General features: G+C 64.0%; 18 protein-coding genes. 12 read left to right on the top strand and 6 right to left on the bottom strand.

Translation table 11 applies throughout. The annotated features are described in order from the left end of the window. Positions 1-13: 13 nt before the first annotated feature. Both M1L58_RS15595 and M1L58_RS15600 read left to right on the top strand, forming a co-directional pair. Positions 14-559 (top strand): hypothetical protein, encoded by a 546-nt coding sequence (locus M1L58_RS15595; protein ID WP_248659579.1) that lies wholly within the window; start codon positions 14-16, stop codon positions 557-559. 829 nt (positions 560-1,388) lie between these two features. Then, positions 1,389-1,739 carry a hypothetical protein gene (locus M1L58_RS15600; protein ID WP_248659580.1) on the top strand — a complete coding sequence of 117 codons (351 nt, stop codon included), beginning with the start codon at positions 1,389-1,391 and terminating at the stop codon, positions 1,737-1,739. A 206-nt stretch (positions 1,740-1,945) separates the two neighbouring features. Here the strand turns inward: M1L58_RS15600 and M1L58_RS15610 are convergent, their stop codons facing one another. The 4 genes from M1L58_RS15610 to M1L58_RS15625 form a co-directional block, all read right to left on the bottom strand. Beyond that, complete coding sequence (locus M1L58_RS15610; RefSeq protein ID WP_248659581.1) at positions 1,946-2,200, bottom strand: hypothetical protein; 255 nt, start codon at positions 2,198-2,200, stop codon at positions 1,946-1,948. A 400-nt stretch (positions 2,201-2,600) separates the two neighbouring features. After that, a complete protein-coding gene (locus tag M1L58_RS15615; protein ID WP_248659582.1) occupies positions 2,601-3,452 on the bottom strand; it encodes a DUF2637 domain-containing protein in 852 nt (283 codons plus the stop codon). Between the two features lie 143 nt (positions 3,453-3,595). Next, entirely contained in the window at positions 3,596-3,742 is a 147-nt protein-coding gene (locus tag M1L58_RS23510; protein ID WP_248659583.1) for a plasmid partition protein ParG, read from the bottom strand. 110 nt (positions 3,743-3,852) lie between these two features. Further along, positions 3,853-4,458, bottom strand: coding sequence for a ParA family protein (locus M1L58_RS15625; RefSeq protein ID WP_248659584.1), 606 nt, complete (start codon positions 4,456-4,458; stop codon positions 3,853-3,855). Positions 4,459-4,927: 469 nt separating this feature from the next. Between M1L58_RS15625 and M1L58_RS15630 the strand changes: the two genes are divergently transcribed. After that, complete coding sequence (locus tag M1L58_RS15630) at positions 4,928-6,319, top strand: cytochrome P450 (protein ID WP_248659585.1); 1,392 nt, start codon at positions 4,928-4,930, stop codon at positions 6,317-6,319. Continuing rightward, positions 6,316-7,374, top strand: a complete 1,059-nt coding sequence (locus tag M1L58_RS15635; protein ID WP_248659586.1) for a GAF domain-containing protein — start codon at positions 6,316-6,318, stop codon at positions 7,372-7,374. The genes M1L58_RS15630 and M1L58_RS15635 overlap by 4 nt, the downstream gene beginning before the upstream one ends. Positions 7,375-9,430: 2,056 nt before the next feature. On the opposite strand, the gene M1L58_RS15640 is transcribed toward M1L58_RS15635, so the two are convergent. Together M1L58_RS15640 and M1L58_RS15645 are read right to left on the bottom strand one after the other, a co-directional pair. After that, positions 9,431-9,661 (bottom strand): hypothetical protein, encoded by a 231-nt coding sequence (locus tag M1L58_RS15640; protein WP_248659587.1) that lies wholly within the window; start codon positions 9,659-9,661, stop codon positions 9,431-9,433. Between the two features lie 106 nt (positions 9,662-9,767). Next, complete coding sequence (locus M1L58_RS15645) at positions 9,768-10,247, bottom strand: helix-turn-helix transcriptional regulator (RefSeq protein WP_282578769.1); 480 nt, start codon at positions 10,245-10,247, stop codon at positions 9,768-9,770. A 951-nt stretch (positions 10,248-11,198) separates the two neighbouring features. Between M1L58_RS15645 and M1L58_RS15650 the strand changes: the two genes are divergently transcribed. The 8 genes from M1L58_RS15650 (at position 11,199) to M1L58_RS15685 (ending at position 17,678) form a co-directional block, all read left to right on the top strand. Next, the gene (locus M1L58_RS15650) at positions 11,199-12,833 is read left to right on the top strand and encodes a cutinase family protein (protein WP_374112735.1); all 1,635 of its coding nucleotides are present in this window, start codon (positions 11,199-11,201) and stop codon (positions 12,831-12,833) included. A gap of 46 nt (positions 12,834-12,879) precedes the next feature. Next, on the top strand, positions 12,880-13,779 hold the full coding sequence (locus M1L58_RS15655) for a hypothetical protein (protein WP_248659589.1): 900 nt from the start codon (positions 12,880-12,882) through the stop codon (positions 13,777-13,779). 61 nt (positions 13,780-13,840) lie between these two features. Then, positions 13,841-15,067, top strand: a complete 1,227-nt coding sequence (locus M1L58_RS15660) for a hypothetical protein (RefSeq protein ID WP_248659590.1) — start codon at positions 13,841-13,843, stop codon at positions 15,065-15,067. 174 nt (positions 15,068-15,241) lie between these two features. Next, complete coding sequence (locus M1L58_RS15665) at positions 15,242-15,904, top strand: hypothetical protein (RefSeq protein ID WP_248659591.1); 663 nt, start codon at positions 15,242-15,244, stop codon at positions 15,902-15,904. Further along, the gene (locus M1L58_RS15670) at positions 15,901-16,476 is read left to right on the top strand and encodes a DUF6668 family protein (RefSeq protein WP_248659592.1); all 576 of its coding nucleotides are present in this window, start codon (positions 15,901-15,903) and stop codon (positions 16,474-16,476) included. The genes M1L58_RS15665 and M1L58_RS15670 overlap by 4 nt, the downstream gene beginning before the upstream one ends. Positions 16,477-16,494: 18 nt before the next feature. Continuing rightward, positions 16,495-16,782, top strand: coding sequence for a hypothetical protein (locus M1L58_RS15675; RefSeq protein WP_211540340.1), 288 nt, complete (start codon positions 16,495-16,497; stop codon positions 16,780-16,782). 15 nt (positions 16,783-16,797) lie between these two features. Then, a complete protein-coding gene (locus tag M1L58_RS15680; protein ID WP_243829244.1) occupies positions 16,798-17,055 on the top strand; it encodes a hypothetical protein in 258 nt (85 codons plus the stop codon). Between the two features lie 125 nt (positions 17,056-17,180). Beyond that, on the top strand, positions 17,181-17,678 hold the full coding sequence (locus M1L58_RS15685; RefSeq protein WP_248659593.1) for a hypothetical protein: 498 nt from the start codon (positions 17,181-17,183) through the stop codon (positions 17,676-17,678). Positions 17,679-17,692 lie beyond the last annotated feature (14 nt).

Consider the following 17,692-nt stretch of genomic DNA (forward strand, 5'->3'; position numbering starts at 1 on the left):
TACCCTATCGGGTATGGGCTGGATTCATGAGGACAGTTCGAGCACACACGAAGCAGGGTTTGTCGCAGTATTCGACGATGGCGCCGAAAGCCGAGGGCAGACGACCGTGAACGGCGTGGTGCATGAGATTGTTGGTGAGTCCGGCGAGAATCGTCCATCTGCCGAGGTTGTCGGCTGGTTGCTGCGCTGCCACTGCCGCAGCACATTTCCCGCTCCGTCAAGCTGGGACGATCCCGACCGCTGGGCGCGATGTCCCTCAAAGACATTGGAAGACTTACCCCGCAAGCGGGTGTTCGCTCCCGACGACGAAATCGCCGATATCGCCTTCCGAGGTGATGTTGTCGAGGCTGCGCAGGCGGTATGGATGCGTGAGCACGTCATTCCTCACGGTTGCATCGATGCGATCCGCAGGGCCGCAATTGCACGCCGCGCAGCCGAGACCCAGCTCGACGAAGCGGTAGCGATAGCCCGGCAATTGGGTCGGTCGTGGACCGATATAGGACGGGCCGCAGGAATGACTCGGCAATCCGCTAACGAACGATGGAGACATCGCACGTAACGCTGGGTGCGCGTTACCGATGGCCATAGAACAATGACCAGCCCTCAGAAGGCAGGACAAACTGCAATGATGCGCCAGCGTGCGAAGTTTGGTTCTCTCTGTGTCGTCGGCCTTGCCGGTACCGCGCTGGTCGTCGGCGGTTGCGGCGTCGACGCTTCACCTGCGGCTACAACGCCGACCTCATCGTCTCCCCCTACGCTGACCACGATCGCCACTCCCCCGCCGCCCGCGTGGATCGGGGACCGCAGCTGTGGGGTCGCGTGGGGGCCAGATGGCATCCTCGACATCGTGGCGCTGAGCCAGGACGTTGACTGCGCTGCCGCCGAGCGGGCGGCCGACACCTATATGTCGAGCGTCGATGGGTTCATGACCAGCAACCCACTCGAGGTCGGCGGAGGCTGGACGTGCCGAATCTCTTTGAAAGACCGAGGCGAGATCGTTCGATGCACGGCGGGCCGGCAGCAAGTCTCGCTCAACCGTAGAAATCAACCGACCAGCCCAGGTACCGGCTCGGACGCCGGGGCCACTCCCCCACGCTGATCCACTACCGCCCCGCCAACCCAGGAGGCTGTCCTCCAAACGAGGGAATCCTGTTGCCGACTTCTCAGCGACTCAACCGATGAAGTTGTCGGAGCTGTAACAACTTTCGCGTCCGTGCGACTAGTGCAGCGGACGCAGTAGCAGCACCGACTGTCCTCCCCCTGCCTTACGCCCGGAATCCATACGTGACACTGTCACAACAACTAACACTTTCGAAGTCTCGAAACTGTCATATTGACAACAACTTTCACTTTCTCGCACGCTGTGAATGACACGTAGGCTGCCCGCCATGCGCCATCTCATCAGCACGAAGGTCCTCATCACCGCGGGCTCCGCGCTGGCCATCGCTGGTGGAGTTATCGGTGGAGCAGGTGCTGCAGCGGCAGCACCCGGCCCGACCATGACCTTCATCGAGAACGGCATCAACATCCGCTCCGCCGCCAACATCGACGCAACCAGCGTGGGACACGGCCAGCGCGGACAGAAGTTCGACTCGCAGTGCATGCGCTCTGTTCCCGACCGTCGCTGGAATGGCGCTGTAACCAACTGGGTCTACGGCACCAACCGAGCCACCGGAGTCAAGGGCTGGACGTCGACCGAGGTCCTCGACGGCATCGTGAACAAGATTCCCTACTGCTGATACCGAGCTAGCGACTACGGGAGTCGTTCGACGTCGCAGCCGTTGGCCCTCGCATACTCCTGGGCTTCGGCATTCTCATCGTCAGCGAAGACCCTTATGTCCGCGGGACGCCCCGCCAGGCCGCACAAGGAGAGTCAAGTCGGCAAGCGTGGCCTTGCCACGTTTCGGAGCAACCCGGCTGGTCACTCCCCCACCGTCGTTGTCACTCACCGTTTTACCTCCTGGACTTGAATCGCCTCTGGCGGCACCCAGAGCGTGATCGTCATCGACGAGGTGCGGTTGGCGCTGCGCAGCTCCATCTCGCAGATCCCCCGCCACAATCCGTTGCACAACTGGAGCCAGGCCAACTGTCGCGCCGGCATCACCGACTCGATCCGCGCACCCGATGCCCGCACCCGAAGGGAAACCCCCTCGGGAGCGGCCGAGTACGGGCATCCCGAGGTGGGATCGAAACGCACCATGTCGAGGACGACAGGTCGCGGCGGATCGAACACCCGAAGTGTTCGCCCATCAGGCCACGCCTCGAACATTGACCACCCTCGATGTCCCGCCCTGCAAACCGTGGATGGGGCACCAGCCGCTTCCCGACGACCAGCACCCCATCCCCGGTCAGAATAGCCCATTCTCGAACTAATGTGCGAATACGGTTCGTTCGACTGAATCCCCTTCACTCCCCTACTCCCCTTGGCCTCCGACCAAGCCCCACCCACCGCCGATCTGGGCGACGGAGATCTGAGGGCAACCGGCCTGGAGGGGAGGGCGGCAGCGCAGCGCAGCGGAGCGGAGAACCCTTTGCGAGTTCACATCGCCAGTACAGCAGTACAGCAATACAGCAATACATGGGCGGGCCGGGCACAGTTTTCAGCGAGCGCCAATGAGCGCACGCTCGTCGAGTGCATGCTCAGCCGCTTCGGTGAGTGCTGTCGTCGAGTTGGTGTGCGCGTGTAGCTCTCTCTTGCACTCTTGTGCAAGGGTGAGCCAACGTCCGATCGTGACTCTGTGCACACCAATCCAGAGCGCAGCCTCATTCTTCGGTGCGTTGAGCCGGTCGGCTACGAGTGCGCGCGCAACAGCGACCTCGTCGCTCCGCATCTGATACCGGCTGCACATGAAACGAGCCAGGTCTCGTTCATCCTGGGTGATCTGATCGTCGAGCTCATCGAAGTTCACGCGCACCGCAGCGTCCGTGCGTGTCGTCACGTCAGCCTGGTTGACCTGGGGCTGTGCATACCGCGCATCGGGGACTGGTGCATCAACAGCACTCTCCCTCGGCTGCTCATGCGCGTCGATCCGGACGTGCGGGATCTTCTCGCGCACAGGTTGAATCCCTGTCCAGACATGCATCACGAGGCCGTGAATGCTGGCAAGTAGTGCGAGCGGCGCGACGATTGCGATGGCCACCGAGAGCAGGCCGTGCGTGACCCCTCGATCAGCGACAAGGAAGGCGTGTGCCGCGTTACCTGCCACCGACGTCGATGCAAAGATCGCGAGCATGGCGAAGTGGTATCGCTTGCCAGCAGCATCGCCTCTCCGAGTCGACAGCAGCGCGCACCACGTGGCCTGCAAAATGAAGACGTCGACAACGACCGGAAGCAGGGCGGTGAGCTGCTGCGGTACGGCCCCCGACATCGCAGCCAGCTCCGACAAAGCATTGAAACTTAATGTGCAGGAAGCGGCGACGACGATCAGACTGAGGACGACTGCGCCGGCCATGCTGGCGACGCTGGGTGATCCTCCGTTGTGCTGGTCGGTGTGCGAAGTATCGTCATGCATAGATCAACAGGCTCCATTGTTGGTCGGTAGGCCCTGGTGGTGCTGCAATCACCACCAGGGCCGCTATTTGGCAAAGCCAGGACTTAGCTCTCGTTCTCGCGCAGCCAGTCCGTAATGAGTTCTTCAAGTACATCGCCCATCGAGACGCCAGCTGCGGTTGTCGCGAGCTTGAACCTGCGGTGCAGGTTCGCGTCGATCCGATGGGTCAGCTTGGTCTGGGTCGTACTCACGCGGTTGAACGTGTCCGCCACTGCGACTCGCGTAGCCCGAGGGGCTGACTCGGCTGCGGCTGGTGCTGGCTGACGAGGTCCGAGATTTGCCCTGGCATTCGGCTTGATGCTCATTCAACACCGTCCTTCAGCGCTTCGAGCATCTCGTTGAGCACGTCGGCGTATGCGTTGTCGTGCGGCGGCCGGAATCCGTATGCAGTGCGAATGTGCTCGCGGAGGGGAACGATCGTGTCGAACCGGGAAATCCCCTGGTCTTCGAGGGTCTCGATCGTGTCATTCAGCAATCTGGTGTTGAGGCGTGCGGACGTGATGAGGACGGCGTACATCTGAGTCGTGATGACCGGCAAGGTCTCCCAGACTCGGCTGAGGTCGAGGCCGGCGGCCTGGGTCGGCACGATGACGAAGTCCGACATCTCAATCGCGTTCTGGATCACTGAGCTATCCCCCGGCGGCGTGTCGATAAACACGGCAGCCTCGGGACCGAGCTGCTCGGCCAAGCGTGGAAGACGCTTGACATTGGACACCTCAACGCGGAACGGGAACGCTTCGCCGTTGTCGTGGGCGCGGTCAGCCCACTCGGTGGCCGATCCCTGCTTGTCGAGGTCAGCCAGAAGAATCTCCCGGCCTGGCTCCCGGAGGGCGAGCTCGTTCGCGAGGAACACACTCGTCGTTGTCTTCGACACTCCCCCCTTCGTATTCACCACCGACACGATCATCTGGCAACTCTCCCTTCCTTGCTGCTGTATTGCCGTACTGCCGTATGGCCGTACTTCTGTAGTGACAGGTAGCTGTCATGACAGTTGTGCAGCCATCCCCAACATCGGGGGCGGGCCACCGGGTTGCTGTAATGCTGTAATGCTGTCATTCCGTACCGACAGATCGCCGTACTGCTGTATTGCTGTACTGCTGTCATTGAGCTGAGCTGAACTGACGTTATGCCCCAATACGCTGCGTTTCAACGCGACGCGCCGTAGTGCTGTACTGCCGTATTGCTGTATTGCTGTACGACCACGGTAGGCGGTAGGCACCCCCATTACAGCTAGACAGCTTGCTGTCTAGCTGTAATGGGGGTGCGCTGTCACGCTGTACTGACGGCGTGTGGGTAGCCCAGGAGATGGGGTTCCGAGATCACGCAGTGGAGGCTGAATCTCGATCACCTCCGTGCTTCATGGAAGACTCGGCCCAATGCACGCGAAGACACTTAGTGAACTTCCTCATCCTTCTGGACGTGTGCCGCTGTTGGGGGACATAAGGTCTGTCGACCGTCATCGGCCGACACAACACGAGGCCCATCTCGCCAGGGAACTGGGACCGATCTTTCAGAGGCTGTTGCTGAGGGATCGTCTCGTCGTCGTTGGGGGAGCGAAGCTTGCCAAGGAGACGCTTGATGAGCAGGCGTGGGGACGTGTGCTCGTCGGTCCGCTTGCCAAGCTTCGCGAAATTGTCACATCAGGACTGTTCACCGCACGAACCAGCGACCCGCTATGGGGTCAAGCACGCCGGATTCTCACTCCTGGCTTCTCTCAGGCCGCGATGCGCGCGTACCACCACGCGATGCAGACTGTGGCGGATGATCTGGCGGTCAAATGGAAAGAGAACCCGGACGTCGACGTTCATAGCGATATGACGGCCGCAACGCTGGAGATCATCGGCCGTGCAGGCTTCTCGACGCCGATGGGCTTGCTTGGTGACCACGCCGCCGCATCGGAGGGGACAGACGCCTTCGTTGCAGCGTTGAGCCGGGTCCTGGCGTGGGCAAGCGAGTCCACCAATGATCTACCGGTCATCGGCCCCATCCGAGAAGTGTTCGCGGCACCGGGGATTCGCCGCGACGTCAACTACGTCCGTGGTTTCGTGGACGACATCATCGAACGCCGACAGAAGGACAGCTCCGCTCAGAACGATGACCTCCTGGGGCTCATGCTGACCACTCGGGACACCGAGACGGGTGAGTTGCTGCCCGTCGAGAATGTGCGAGACCAGGTTCTGACATTCCTCGCCGCCGGCCATGAGACGACAGCAGCCCTTTTGGAGGTCGCGCTTTATCATCTGGCCGCCGATCCCAGCGTCGGTGATCTGATCGTCGCTGAGGAGCTGAGCGACGATGCAGCGCTGGACTACGACGAAGTTGTACGGCTGCGCCGGATCAAGGCTCTGATAAACGAGTGCCTGCGATTGTGCCCTCCTGCACCTGGGTTCTTCCGCATCGCTCGTTCGGACCAGGAGCTCGGCGGATACCTGGTGCCAGCAGGCAGAGCGGTGTTCGTCCTCAGCCTCGCAGCACAGCGCGACCAGACGGTGTGGGGAGCGGACGCCGACGAATTTCGCGCAGATCGGTTCTTGGGCAAGCGATTGACTGCCAGTTCACCAGAGTTCTTCGCGCCGTGGGGCACCGGGCCGCGATCGTGTATTGGACGCCAGTTCGCGATCCATGAGACAACCCTGCTCATTGCATCGCTACTCTCGAAATACAGACTGACACTGGATAAACCAGTCCAGTTACGCCTGCGTGAGCGGGCAACGTTACGGCCCGAGCCGTTCAGGATCGTGGCAACTCCGCGGGGGAGGACGAAATGACCTGGTATCTCATCGAGACGTTGGCGCTTGCGCCGAGCGCATCCATCGTCTTCAAGGAGGGGGAGCACCGAGACTGGACGTCGGTACGCACGCTGACGCGCAGCGATGGTCTCGACATGATCGAGGACCTTATCGCTGAGGTCCGTACCTCGTGTGAGGGGTTGGACCGAGTCGAGCAGGGGAGGCTGGGTCCGCGGCGGGTCGTGATGCGGCCGGTGCTCGGATTCGAGGGCGAGGTCTATGGGATCAAGACCTGGGTGGGAAAGCCTGATGCGGACGTAACTCCCGAACGTGCCATTGCCTCGGTGAACTGGGACGTGCAGTCCCTGGTGGCCCGGCACACACTTGAGTCCTACATGATGTCGTCTATCAGCCCAGAGGGGTTCGGACAGGATCGCGATCCGGGGCAGTTCCTCCGTAAAGTCGCTCAGTTCGACGCGCTCAATGAGCTGGCCGAACTGTGTCTCAACGACGGAACTCGTACCCACTTTTCGGGTCGGCTCACTGTCCTTCACGACGACACCCACTTGATGGCGTGGCGTGGCCTGGCCCGGAGCAATGCCGGCCCGGATGGCTCCGAGGTACGTGGGATGTTCCACGACGTGACAGATACCGAACCACCGCAAATCGCGCCTCTGACCGCGCTGAAGCTCCCAGCCGGCGATGAGCTCCGTACCCGTGACGAAAGTGACAATGCCCCAGGCACAGTGCTGGTCGCGTATCGCCGTGTGCCTGGCGAACCTGAAGTCCCAGCACTGATCTACTGGGTCTCGCCCCGGCCGAGCTACATCGCGGAATCCGCCACTGAGCACCATCTGGCGCAGCACCCAGACGCCCCGCTGCCCGGCAATCTCATCAATCCCGAGTTCTTCGATGAGTTCGCCCGTGCCAAGAAGGTCCTCGAAGCAGGTCAAGACGACCTCGAAATCCCCATGGTCGTCGAGTTACTCGGACACGACGGAAGCTGGGTTCGCGTCCGCTTCCACATCCGGCGCTATCCAGGCGCGGTCGGCAGCCTTCTCCACATCGGCCGATTCACTCGGTTAGAAGACTAACCAGGACCGTCACGCTCTGTTCGCCGGTACCGGCTACCTGCTCGCCGCTGTGCGGGTGACTCCTTGCGCGACGAGAACGCGTAGACCATGCCCGGTAACGCGTCAGCGTGCGTCAGGCGAGCCCTCAGAACCTCCAGCCCTCGCCTGCTCCGAGCCTGTTCCGAGCGAGACTCGGCGTGCCAGCAGCGCCGCTCCGCGACGACCCTCGCGCTGATCTGCCGTGCGCGGTCGAGAGCGCCGCAAGTTGCCGCCGCGTCGTCCGGGCTCGTGGAAGCTGGTGCCCACCGCGTCCCTCGGCCACGGCCGAAGCGCTGAACAAGACCTAGTTCGCCCAGGTGGTGGAGGGATCTGAGCACGCCGTAAGTCTGGTCCCCTGTGGGCATGGCTAGCGCCGTAGCAATGCGGGAGGTGGTGGGGGTGGGGAGAGTCTGGAGGGCGACCCACACCCGGCGGCAGGAGTGACCGAGGTGAGCCCACAGGGGGTGGGTCAGGGTGGGTAGGGCTGCAGGGCTTGTGACGTCATGGGCCACCTTCCCCCGGTAAATACGACTTGGCACTGAGAGGGTGTAGAGGTTGGCATGGCGAGGATTGCTCTCTGGCCACCGCTCAACGAGCACGAGCAGGCCTCTGCGAACAAGCTCTTGGAGGGTTCTCGACGCTGCTCCGTCCGATAGGTGCAGCCAGGTCGACAAGTCGCGACGGGCGACTGGTCGAGCGGTGATGCCATGCCCGTCTCGGTAACGCTGGTGCACGATAACCGCAGCGGCGGCCGAAAGATCGGCCTCTGGCCACCAACTGATCTCTTCCAGGGCCGCGTCGATAACGGCTTGGTCCGACGCAGGGATCGCCGGCCGATGTGCGCGGGCGCGCCGCACAACTGATTCCCAGTGCTGCCGACAGGACTCCCACCGCATAGGGCCATGTCGGCCCGCTTTGCGATGGGTGTCGACGTCCCTGTCCCTGAACTTGGCAAATGCAGGCATGCGTTCGTACCACCAGCGAGCCGCAGCGAAGGAGCGCACGCCATGCCGCCAGAGGAGCCAAGCTGCTTCAGTGGCCGCCAACGAGCGATCTGTGGGATTCGTCGTATTCAGCATCCGCCATTCTGCTGGCGACATTCGTTGCCGAGCACGCCATGCCCGAGGTGACTCCCATTGAAGGCCGGGGCTCTCCGAGTGATCGTCGGAGGGGAGGAGCGCCGGCGCCTCGGCAATGCCAATCCGCGCCGCCGGTTGTGTGAAAGTGTCTGTGGCGGCAGCATCTACCGCTCGCTTAACCGCTGCAATAGCGGTGATGGGAGCGAGGGTGTATTCGTCAACGACCGTGCAGTGCCCGTGGCCTTTGAGCGAAGCACTACCTGGCAGACGGATCGGTTTACGTCCACGCACGTCGATTGCTGCACCAGCAGGCAAGTATGGCCCGTGGCGCTCTCGGAGATCGGCGAGGACCTCCTTCAACCGGGCATAGGCGTGGGGAGTTGGAACGGTGAGCGCCGCATGCAGACAGTTCGGACGGCCTGACGTCGCGCAATGAACGATGCCAGCCCCGACGTCCGCTGCGGCATCACGGATCGTCGACCAGACCTCGTCAGCACACTCGTCGATGTCCAGGACCAAGAGGTCAGCTCTCAGAGGCGCGACAACAGCCCAGATAGCTTGGCCTGCACCTGCTCGTTCGGCCTCCGTCATGAGGTCCACAGCGTCGCCGGAATTGACCTTGACCGGCTCGTTTGCACGGTCAGTGGGGGCGAGCGCGTACGCGGTCGTCCCTGGATCAAGCAAGATCCCGAATAACTCGGCCCACCGCGTCTCATCAGAGGACGCGTCGACCGACACGCTTATGTCAGAAGTAGCCCCGTACCGTGGGTACGCGCTATCCTGAGTGCAGTCCGGCAAAGACTGAACCCTTTCAATTTGGGTGGAGAAATTCCTCCCGGGTTGATCCCCGAGCCAAGTTGGCGCTTGGCCTCTACGACGAACTCCCTGGTGTGGCAGCTAGGGAGTTTTCGTCTATCTAGGGAAAGTTCTCCTCGTTGAAGTTGTCTGAGTAGCTCTTCTCAGCCTGCTTGCTTGAGTTGGACCTCCAAGATCGCGAGTTGTTCTCCTGCTCCCGCCGCGACGTCGCGTGCGATGAGTTGGTGGATGTAGTCATTGAGGTTCAGTCCCTGTGCACCGGCACGTTCGGCGGCAGCATCCTTTAAAGGACCTGGTACGAGCGCTTTCACGACCTTCCGCGGCCCCTTCGACGGGCGACCGGGTCGCCGCGGAGATGCTGAGGATTCACTCATACCGCTAATTATGCGTACCAGAAATCACTGAGCGCGCAGACACGCCGAGTCGGCGCGATCTGATTGTAATCTTAGCCAAAGGTAGCTCGCCGAAAAATTGCGTCGTTCACTTGCGCCTACGGCGTGCCGCAGCTCGGGCTTCGAGCACCTGCTTACGAGTTGCGAGTGTCATCTCCCATGCCGCATACACCTCTGCTGGCGTCGATGCGTACACCGAGGCCATTGCGTCCGCCAAAGGGGCCGGCAGCTCCCGGCGCTGGCCGCGCTCGACGACTCCAAGCACGGTGCGCGAAACCCCCAGCGCGACAGCTGCCGCCGTCTGAGACAGCCCGGCCCGCACCCGGAGGTCTACCAGCGACGGGTCTCCTACCGCAGAGGGCGTGAACTCGGCGACTTCGACTTCGAGCACATCCGCGACTTTCGCCAAAGACCCAGGACTTGGCACGGTGACGTTGTTGAGCCATGCGGAGACCGTCTGGCGTGCAACACCAATCAACTCCGCCAGCTCGTCGGTCGAGACGCCGGCCCGAGTCATGGTCCGACGGAGAGCGGCGGCAGAGAATCCATGCACGCCAGCGCGGGGCATGTGAGCACCTCTCTCGGTCGAATCAATGCCCACGAATTGCGGAGCACTACCGCAATCTTCCCGCTTGAACACACCTCTCCCAACCACGACGAAACGAAAACATGCGCCCAATAATTGCGCAAGGGCTACTGGTGGCCTACCATCGCAGCATGTGGAAAGGCGTCATTGCGGTTGCCGGGGCCGATGCTACGATCAGCTCCACAACGCGCACCCCGTCACCGGGGTGGATGTTCCCGGACTCTGGAATTCCGAGTCCGGTCGCGACAAAAGCGGGGGCACACGACGTTTCGACGTCCGTGAGTCCTGCTCCTGCATTGGTTCGCGACAAGAAGGGGTACAAGGCGTTGTTTTTTGCTGGGGGCGCAGTTTCTGGCACTCGCTCCTGCCATTCACACCATTCCAAGCGTCTATCTGGGCGGTTTGTGGCAGCTCCGAACCAGATGGCAGGCGACCTTGAGGGTTGCCGTCGTGGTGTCGTCCGAGCAGGGGAGGAGTAGCACCAGCACAACGTCTGTAGGAGCCTCGTGAGCGAGGTGGGGCCTAGATTTGGCCGTCTCGCCTCACCCCGCCACGAGGACTCCTAGTTCATTGCCCGACTCGATGCGGTTAGCGACCACGAGTCCGACATTTCGCATGCTACGTGAGGTGTATGGGTAGCGGCTATCCGCTGCCTGGATCATTCGTGCGCCGTAACCGAATCGAGTCTCTCGACCAAGAGCGAGGACTCGTGTACGGCTTCATTTCTCCGCAGCGACAGACTGCGCTCCCACCGTATGGGGGCGCTGTTCCGGTCGCCGAAATTGTTAGCGGCACAGCAACATATCTGTGCGCATGCCGTCCATCGGGCTACGTGTGTGTGACTGGCGTACCGATGATGACGGCACTTGGAATACCCCATTGCAACCTGGGGCATCCGCTCTTTCCCAGCAAGCTCGCGGAAAGCATGGCGCAGTGAGTCGGACGTGGGTGCGGCGCGGTGCAGCCGCGGGCCTGGCGGTGTCGCTGACCGTTGGTGGCCTGAGCACTGCGCAGGCTCCTGCCGAAGCGGCGGGTGCCTGCCCGAGCCTGTACGTCCTGGGAGTTCAGGGCACGGGCCAGTCGGCGGCCGACGCCAGTCCGACCACCGATTCCGGGTTCCTGTCGTCAGTCATGAAACCGCTGATGACGATGGCCGGCTCCCTGGTTCAGCGTGCATACGTTCCCTATCCGGCAGGGTTTGGTGGCGCGGTCGGGAACTCGTCAATGACCTTCGACAAGTCCGTCTCGCACGCAGTCACTCGCACCACTTCGATGATCAAGCAGGTCGCGGATCGCTGCGACGACACGCAGTTCGCGTTGACCGGCTACTCGCAGGGTGCATTCGCGGCGGGCCGGGTCGCCCGCGACATCGGCCAGGGGCGAGGCCCGGTCTCTGCGGATCGGGTTGCGGGAGTGTCGCTGTTCGGTGATCCCACCCGGCCTTCTGGTTCACCTCTGTTTCCTGGCCGGGACGGTGCGACCCGCCCTGATCCGGCTCCAGGTACCTCGGGTGAATCGCTGATGTCGGTGCCCGTGCTGGACCAGCAGATGCCAGCGGGCGGTGGGATCGGCCCGACCGCAGATACGGTCAGCGACTACGGAGCGTTGACCGGTCGTGTCGCATCTCATTGCCAGAGCGGCGATTTGGCGTGTGACGCACCCGCCGACGCACCGGTTGTCCATTTGGTGACCAACATCGTGGGACAGAGCAAGCTCGACCAGGACGATCCGGTGCAAACGCTGACGTCGTTGGCCGAAGCGCTGGCTCTGACTACGGTCAAGACCGCCGTTCCGGTGATCAATGAGGACGTCCAGGGCGAAAGCCTGGAGGAGTTGTCGTATCAGCCGGGTCAGTCGATCTCTCAGCGTTTGGCGGTCGCTTCTGATCCGAGGACCCCGATGCCCTCGGTCAGCGATGCGCTGAATGCGCTGGTGAAGGTCGGCACGATCGGGCTCAACGCGGTGATCACTGTGGCCAAGGAGGTGCTGGACCCGGCCACCATTACAGCCCTGGCGACGACCGGACTGGCGAACCCGCCTGCCGCGCTGGCGATGCTGGGGGCAAAGGCCCTCGACGCCACGGTCAAGCTGGTGCCGCCGACCACGGTGAATCGGTGGGCCGGTGAAGCGTTCGAGGCCGTCAAGGAGAACGTCGCCGACAATTCCGAGCTGCTCGATGTGTCGAATCTGGTGCGCTACTGGCAAACAGCGCAGCAGCACACCAGCTACGGGTCGCGGGCCTCGACGTCTGCGGGAGTGTCGGCAGCGGCCTATACCGCTGCCTGGTTCGCCGCACTCGCTGCGGACATAGCGGGAAAGACGTTGTCGCCCGGCTCTACCGGCGACACGCTCTTCTCCCCGGATACGCAGAGCGCCCCGTCACCTGCCGTCGTGCCGACACTTCCGGACACCGCGACGACGGTGCCTGCCGGAAGTACAGCCTCCACCGAGCCGCCGGAGACCGCACCTGTGCCCGATGAAGACATCCCGGCCACCGATACGTCGTCGGCTCCCGAGTTGACCGACGATCCCGCCTCATCCTCTGAACCCGTTCCCACCGCCGAGTGACCCGTGAACCCGGCTTCTTCCCGAAAGGGGGGAGAGGAGAATTTTGTTGACAACCAACAACTCTGATTCGAAATGGTTCGACACGATCGCGGCGTGGGCCTATGCCGGCGGCACACCTGCACAGCACTTGGCCGACCTGCGGGCGGCGGGAAAGGTCGCTGACCCCGTCAGTGACCGGCAGGATGAGCGCAGTCTTGGGCTTGGGGATGAGTGGGGGTGGCTTGCCCTCGATGAGGATGGACCCGACCTCGAGCCAGCAGCGCTTCCGGAGGAAGAAGGACTCGCCGAGGCCGCCGAGGGCGACGATCTCCCGGACGATGACGACCTTGATGTCGCTGCGGCCGTTCCCCGGAGGAAGCCCAAGGGCCGGGGTTCGGATCATCGCGTCCGGCAGCCGCGTCGGGGTACGCGTCCCGCTGGTCGTGTTCTGGTTGTCGCTTTGGCGGCGGTAGTCGTGGTGATCGTCGCTGGTGCTGTGGGGGCCGGGATGCTGTTCGGCGGTGCGAGTGAGGATTCGGCTCCGCAGGACCCGGTGGACGTCCTCGCCGACACCACCGGGGTGACAGCAGCCGCAGATGACGACTGTCCCGAGGGTGTCGACGGTCCGGTGACCATCGGAAACGACTCGGGCGATCAGGAATCGGGGCCGGGAGTGATCAAGGCCTTCGACTACGCCTACTACGTCGATCGGTCGGGGGAGCGGGCACGCACGGTTGCCACACCGACGGGCGTCGGCAGCACCAAGGAGCTGCAAGCCAGCATCGACGCGCTGCCCGCCGACACCGGTCACTGCCTGCGCATCACCGACCGTGGCAACGGCCTCTACGCGGTGCAGCTAACCGAGACCAGGCCAGGTGAACAGCCGATCGTCTACCCGCAGCTGATTCAGACCGTCCAGGCCGACGGCAAGACCTGGATTGCCTCAATCAAGAAAGACACCCCCTGAAGCGCACCAATGAAACACGTTGGGCTGCTGATGGATCAACCTGAAAGGACCCGGTAAGAACATGACCGCGAAACACCGCCACAACGGAAGACACCAGCTGTCGTCTCACCATCGGCTGCTGGCCGCTGCGGTAGTTGCCGGCGCGCTGGCGTCGGGACTCGGCGCTGGACCGGCATTGGCCGTCCCTGAGCAGGGCGGCGCGTCGCCGAGCGCTCCCGAGGCACCTGAGCAGGGAGGCACGGCCACCCCCGCCGTCCCTGAGCAGGGTGGAACCACACCCACCCCCGCACCCGCACCTCCGCCGGCGAACTACTCGCCGGGACCGGGCACGCTCCCGCCGCCGCCGCAGGAAGCGCCGTATCAGCCGCTGGTGACCCCGCAGTACGACGACAGCTACAGCCCGGTTCCGACAGCGCCGATCGGACCGCCTCGGCCCGCCGCTCCGGTCCGTCCCATCGCGCCGCCGCCGGAGAAGATCCGAATCGGCAACTACATCACCGACATTCCGAAGGGGATGTCGCGCCGTGATGTCACGTCGATCAACGAGTGGGCTGCCTACACCGAAGCGAAGATCGCTCAGGGTCTGATCTCGGTGGGGGTCCCTGAGGACGAGGCGTCACGCCAGGCGGCGGCCACAGTGATCGGTGTCGCGGCGGGTGGCGTGACGGGCGCAGCCGCAGCGGGCATCCCGGCCGCCGTCGTCGGCGGCGTCGGCGGCGCGGTGATCGGCGGCGTGATCGGCGGCACGATCTCGGCAGGCAACCCAGTCAACGTTGCGGGTGGCGCGGCTATCGGTGCGGCGGCGGGTGCTGCGGTGCTGGGCATTCCGGCTGCGCTCGCCGGCGGCGCGGCGGGTGGTCTGGCTGGCGGGATCATCGCGCACACCCTGGGCGCAGGTGATCCCGGCGCGAATCCGCGGCTTCCGGGCCAGCCCGACCGCCCGCAGACTCCGCACACGCCCGAGGCACCGGCGAATCCCGGTGCCAACCAGTTCGAGCTGAACCTCTCCGCCGACGAGGCCGCCAAGGTCGGCCTGCCCGCCGTGGACTACACGGTCACCGCCGGCGGAGACGTCAGCGCTTCGGTCGCGGTCGGCGGTCAGACGTTGCGGGCCGGATGGTCGGGGGAGCAGGCGCGCGCACCGTACGCGGCCCTGGGCGCTGCTGCGCCGCAGGTGGAAAAGCAGGTGCACGAGGCGACCAAGCAGGCGGTCAGCGATCTGAACAAGGCCATCCCCGGTCTGCACGTGGAGTGGCCGCAGCAGAAGAAGCCCGCCCACCGCCGATAAGGCGCACGCGCGGCATCGACCGAACAGGAGCACACGCAGATGAACGAATCGGCATCGTCATGGTTGACCGGAACCGGGCCTCGGTCCTTGATCGAAGTCCCCAACCACCCCAGCACTTCCCAGCAGATCCCGGTGCGTGAGCGACCGGTGCTGGTGTGCGGTACGAGCGGGGGAGTGGGCACCTCGGTGCTCTCGGCGCTCCTCGCCGACTACCGGGCCGCCGACCTGGGAGACCGGTCGTGGTGGGTCGACCTGTCGGGCAACGACACCGACGTGCCGCGCCGCTTCGGCGTGGACGCTGTTCCCGATCGCCGCCAGTGGCACTCCCCTCGGGGAGCCACGCTGTGGGCACCAGACGAGGGCACCGCCATTGGCGCTGTGCTCGAACGGGTATCGACCACCGGGCGCGGGGTCCCGGTGGTCGATACCGGTGCGCGCGCCTTCAGCGTGGCCCAAGCACTGCACCATGAACCGCTACCCGAGGCTGTGACACCGGTTCTCGTGGTCAGCCCCCGACCGGACCTGCTCAATCGGTCAAGGGAGGTGTTCGACTGCTGGGACTCGATGGGGCTGCTGGCTGACACGGTGCTGGTCATCGCGTGCCAGGTGCCCACGTTGAATCACCTCGCCCTGACCGAACTCGTGCAGAACGCGGTGACCGGTCAGGTCGCCGCCGTGGTCGCGCTGGATTACGACCCGGTGCTGGGCGAAGGCACACACCTCGATCTGGAGCGGCAGGATGCGTTGGCACCCCGCACCTGGGACGCCGTCTCGGAGCTGGCCGCCCACACCAGCTCCAGGACGACCGATGGGCGTCGTTCGGTGGTGTCGCAGTGATTGAGGTCCGTACCGAGCCGCTGCCGATCACTGGCGAGTTCCCGCCGCTGTTCGCGCTGATGGGTGCACACGGCGGAGCCGGTACCACCGCACTCGCCCGGATGTGGGCGCCGGCCGCCGATACCGAGCGACGGTGGCCCACCTCGCCGCTGACCACCCGTCGCGTGCTCGTCGTGGCCCGCGAACACATGAGCGGTATCGCTGCGGCCGCCGACGTTCTGCGTGCGGCGCTGGACGAATCCGCGCCGGTGGGGGTCACCGTGTGTGGACTGATCACCGTTGCCGCCCATCCAGGACGTCCGAGCAAGGACGTGGTGCGCTACGCGGGAACAGTGTCGGAGCTGGCTCCGCATTCCTATCGCATCCCGTGGGTCAAATCGTTGATCCCGCTGCTGCATCGGCAACTGCCGACATGGCGGCCCGCCGACGGGGTCAAGACCACGCAACAGACCGCCGACGGCGTCATCGCGACTGTGCCGAGTCCGATTGCGGCAGTGGGACATCAAATCTGTGAGGACTTGGCAGCCGACCGTGCTGCCGAACGCAGCGATCCGTCCGTGACGGTCGCCTAAACACCGAGGGGAAACATCATGACCACCCGTTCTCTCATCACCGAAGCACAGCTGTTGGCCGTCGACTTCCAGGTCAATCCCACCGCGCCTCCCGGCTCGGAGAAGTTCATGACTCTCGTGTCGTGGGTGGGCTGGGGTGCGTGCTTGGCGGCTGTGTGCGCCCTGCTGATCGCGGGCGGCAAGTTCGGTTTCGACAAGCACCAGGGCACCGCTGACAGCGAGGCGGCCACCAAGGTCGCCAAGACCTGCATCGGCTGCGTCATCATCGCCGTCGCCGGCGGTCTCGTCGGAGGCCTGACCAGCTAATGAAAGGACCCACGAATGCACGTGCTGCACACGCTGGCAGCGGGCAGCGACCTTCCCAAGGAGGTCACCGAACCGCTCAATCTGCTTCTGGGCTGGATCATGTGGCTGATCTGTCTGGCCGCGGTGGCGCGGCTGTTCTGGATCGGCGGGCAGATGGGGCACGTGCAGGATCACCCCGCCTCCGACCCGCCAGACACTCCGCTGGGAGTGATCATCGGGCTGATCGTGGCCGCAGCATCCACCGGCATCGCCGGGGCGCTACTTACGGTCTGACCACGCTGGCCGCGCTGATCGCGCTGATCGCGCTGCTGACCCTCCTCACCGGCTGCGGTGGGGATTCCTCGACGTCTGCATCGTCATCGACGACGCCGGCACCGACAGCTCCACCGACCAATGTCGTGTGGACCTCATTCGCGGGGGTCAAGGTACCTGCCGCCGATGAAGGTCCGCGCAACAACCGCTATCAGTCGGTCCCCACCGGATATGCCCGCACGGGTGCCGGTGCGGCGCTGGCGGCGATCTCGGCGACCATCCGGATGTCGGTGGCCGACGACAACACGTGGCCGAGGGTGGTCGGCACTCTGGTCGCGCCGTCGGCAGCACGAGATCAGTGGTCCGTCAATCGTGTTCAACTCTCGATCACTCAGCCGGTCCCGAAAGACAAGGCACCCAGCGTCATCGGGTACACGGTCGAGGCCTTCACCCCGGATAAGGCGACCGTCGGCATCGTCACCCGCCAGTCCGACGACTCGATAACCAAGACCACGGCCACCGTGCGGTGGGTAGTCAGCGGTGACTGGTTGCTGGAGCTTCCCACCGTGGACAACACCACCAACCGCGTTCAGGCGCTCGATATCCCGCCGGCGGGCATGATCCGCCTTCCCGAATCCAACTAGCAGGGAGAACTGCG

This window comes from Gordonia sp. C13 (assembly GCF_023218005.1).
GTDB classification, from domain to species: Bacteria; Actinomycetota; Actinomycetes; order Mycobacteriales; family Mycobacteriaceae; genus Gordonia; species Gordonia namibiensis.

What these genes read in the sequence shown, in the direction of transcription:
- M1L58_RS15610 (WP_248659581.1), bottom strand. Translation starts at nt 2,200, where the DNA reads ATGGTGCGTTTCGATCCCACCTCGGGATGCCCGTACTCGGCCGCTCCC.
- M1L58_RS15675 (WP_211540340.1), top strand. Translation starts at nt 16,495, where the DNA reads ATGACCACCCGTTCTCTCATCACCGAAGCACAGCTGTTGGCCGTCGAC.
- M1L58_RS15635 (WP_248659586.1), top strand. Translation starts at nt 6,316, where the DNA reads ATGACCTGGTATCTCATCGAGACGTTGGCGCTTGCGCCGAGCGCATCC.
- M1L58_RS15600 (WP_248659580.1), top strand. Translation starts at nt 1,389, where the DNA reads ATGCGCCATCTCATCAGCACGAAGGTCCTCATCACCGCGGGCTCCGCG.
- M1L58_RS15595 (WP_248659579.1), top strand. Translation starts at nt 14, where the DNA reads ATGGGCTGGATTCATGAGGACAGTTCGAGCACACACGAAGCAGGGTTT.
- M1L58_RS15680 (WP_243829244.1), top strand. Translation starts at nt 16,798, where the DNA reads ATGCACGTGCTGCACACGCTGGCAGCGGGCAGCGACCTTCCCAAGGAG.
- M1L58_RS15645 (WP_282578769.1), bottom strand. Translation starts at nt 10,247, where the DNA reads ATGCCCCGCGCTGGCGTGCATGGATTCTCTGCCGCCGCTCTCCGTCGG.
- M1L58_RS15640 (WP_248659587.1), bottom strand. Translation starts at nt 9,661, where the DNA reads ATGAGTGAATCCTCAGCATCTCCGCGGCGACCCGGTCGCCCGTCGAAG.
- M1L58_RS15625 (WP_248659584.1), bottom strand. Translation starts at nt 4,458, where the DNA reads ATGATCGTGTCGGTGGTGAATACGAAGGGGGGAGTGTCGAAGACAACG.
- M1L58_RS15615 (WP_248659582.1), bottom strand. Translation starts at nt 3,452, where the DNA reads ATGGCCGGCGCAGTCGTCCTCAGTCTGATCGTCGTCGCCGCTTCCTGC.
- M1L58_RS15660 (WP_248659590.1), top strand. Translation starts at nt 13,841, where the DNA reads ATGACCGCGAAACACCGCCACAACGGAAGACACCAGCTGTCGTCTCAC.
- M1L58_RS15630 (WP_248659585.1), top strand. Translation starts at nt 4,928, where the DNA reads ATGCACGCGAAGACACTTAGTGAACTTCCTCATCCTTCTGGACGTGTG.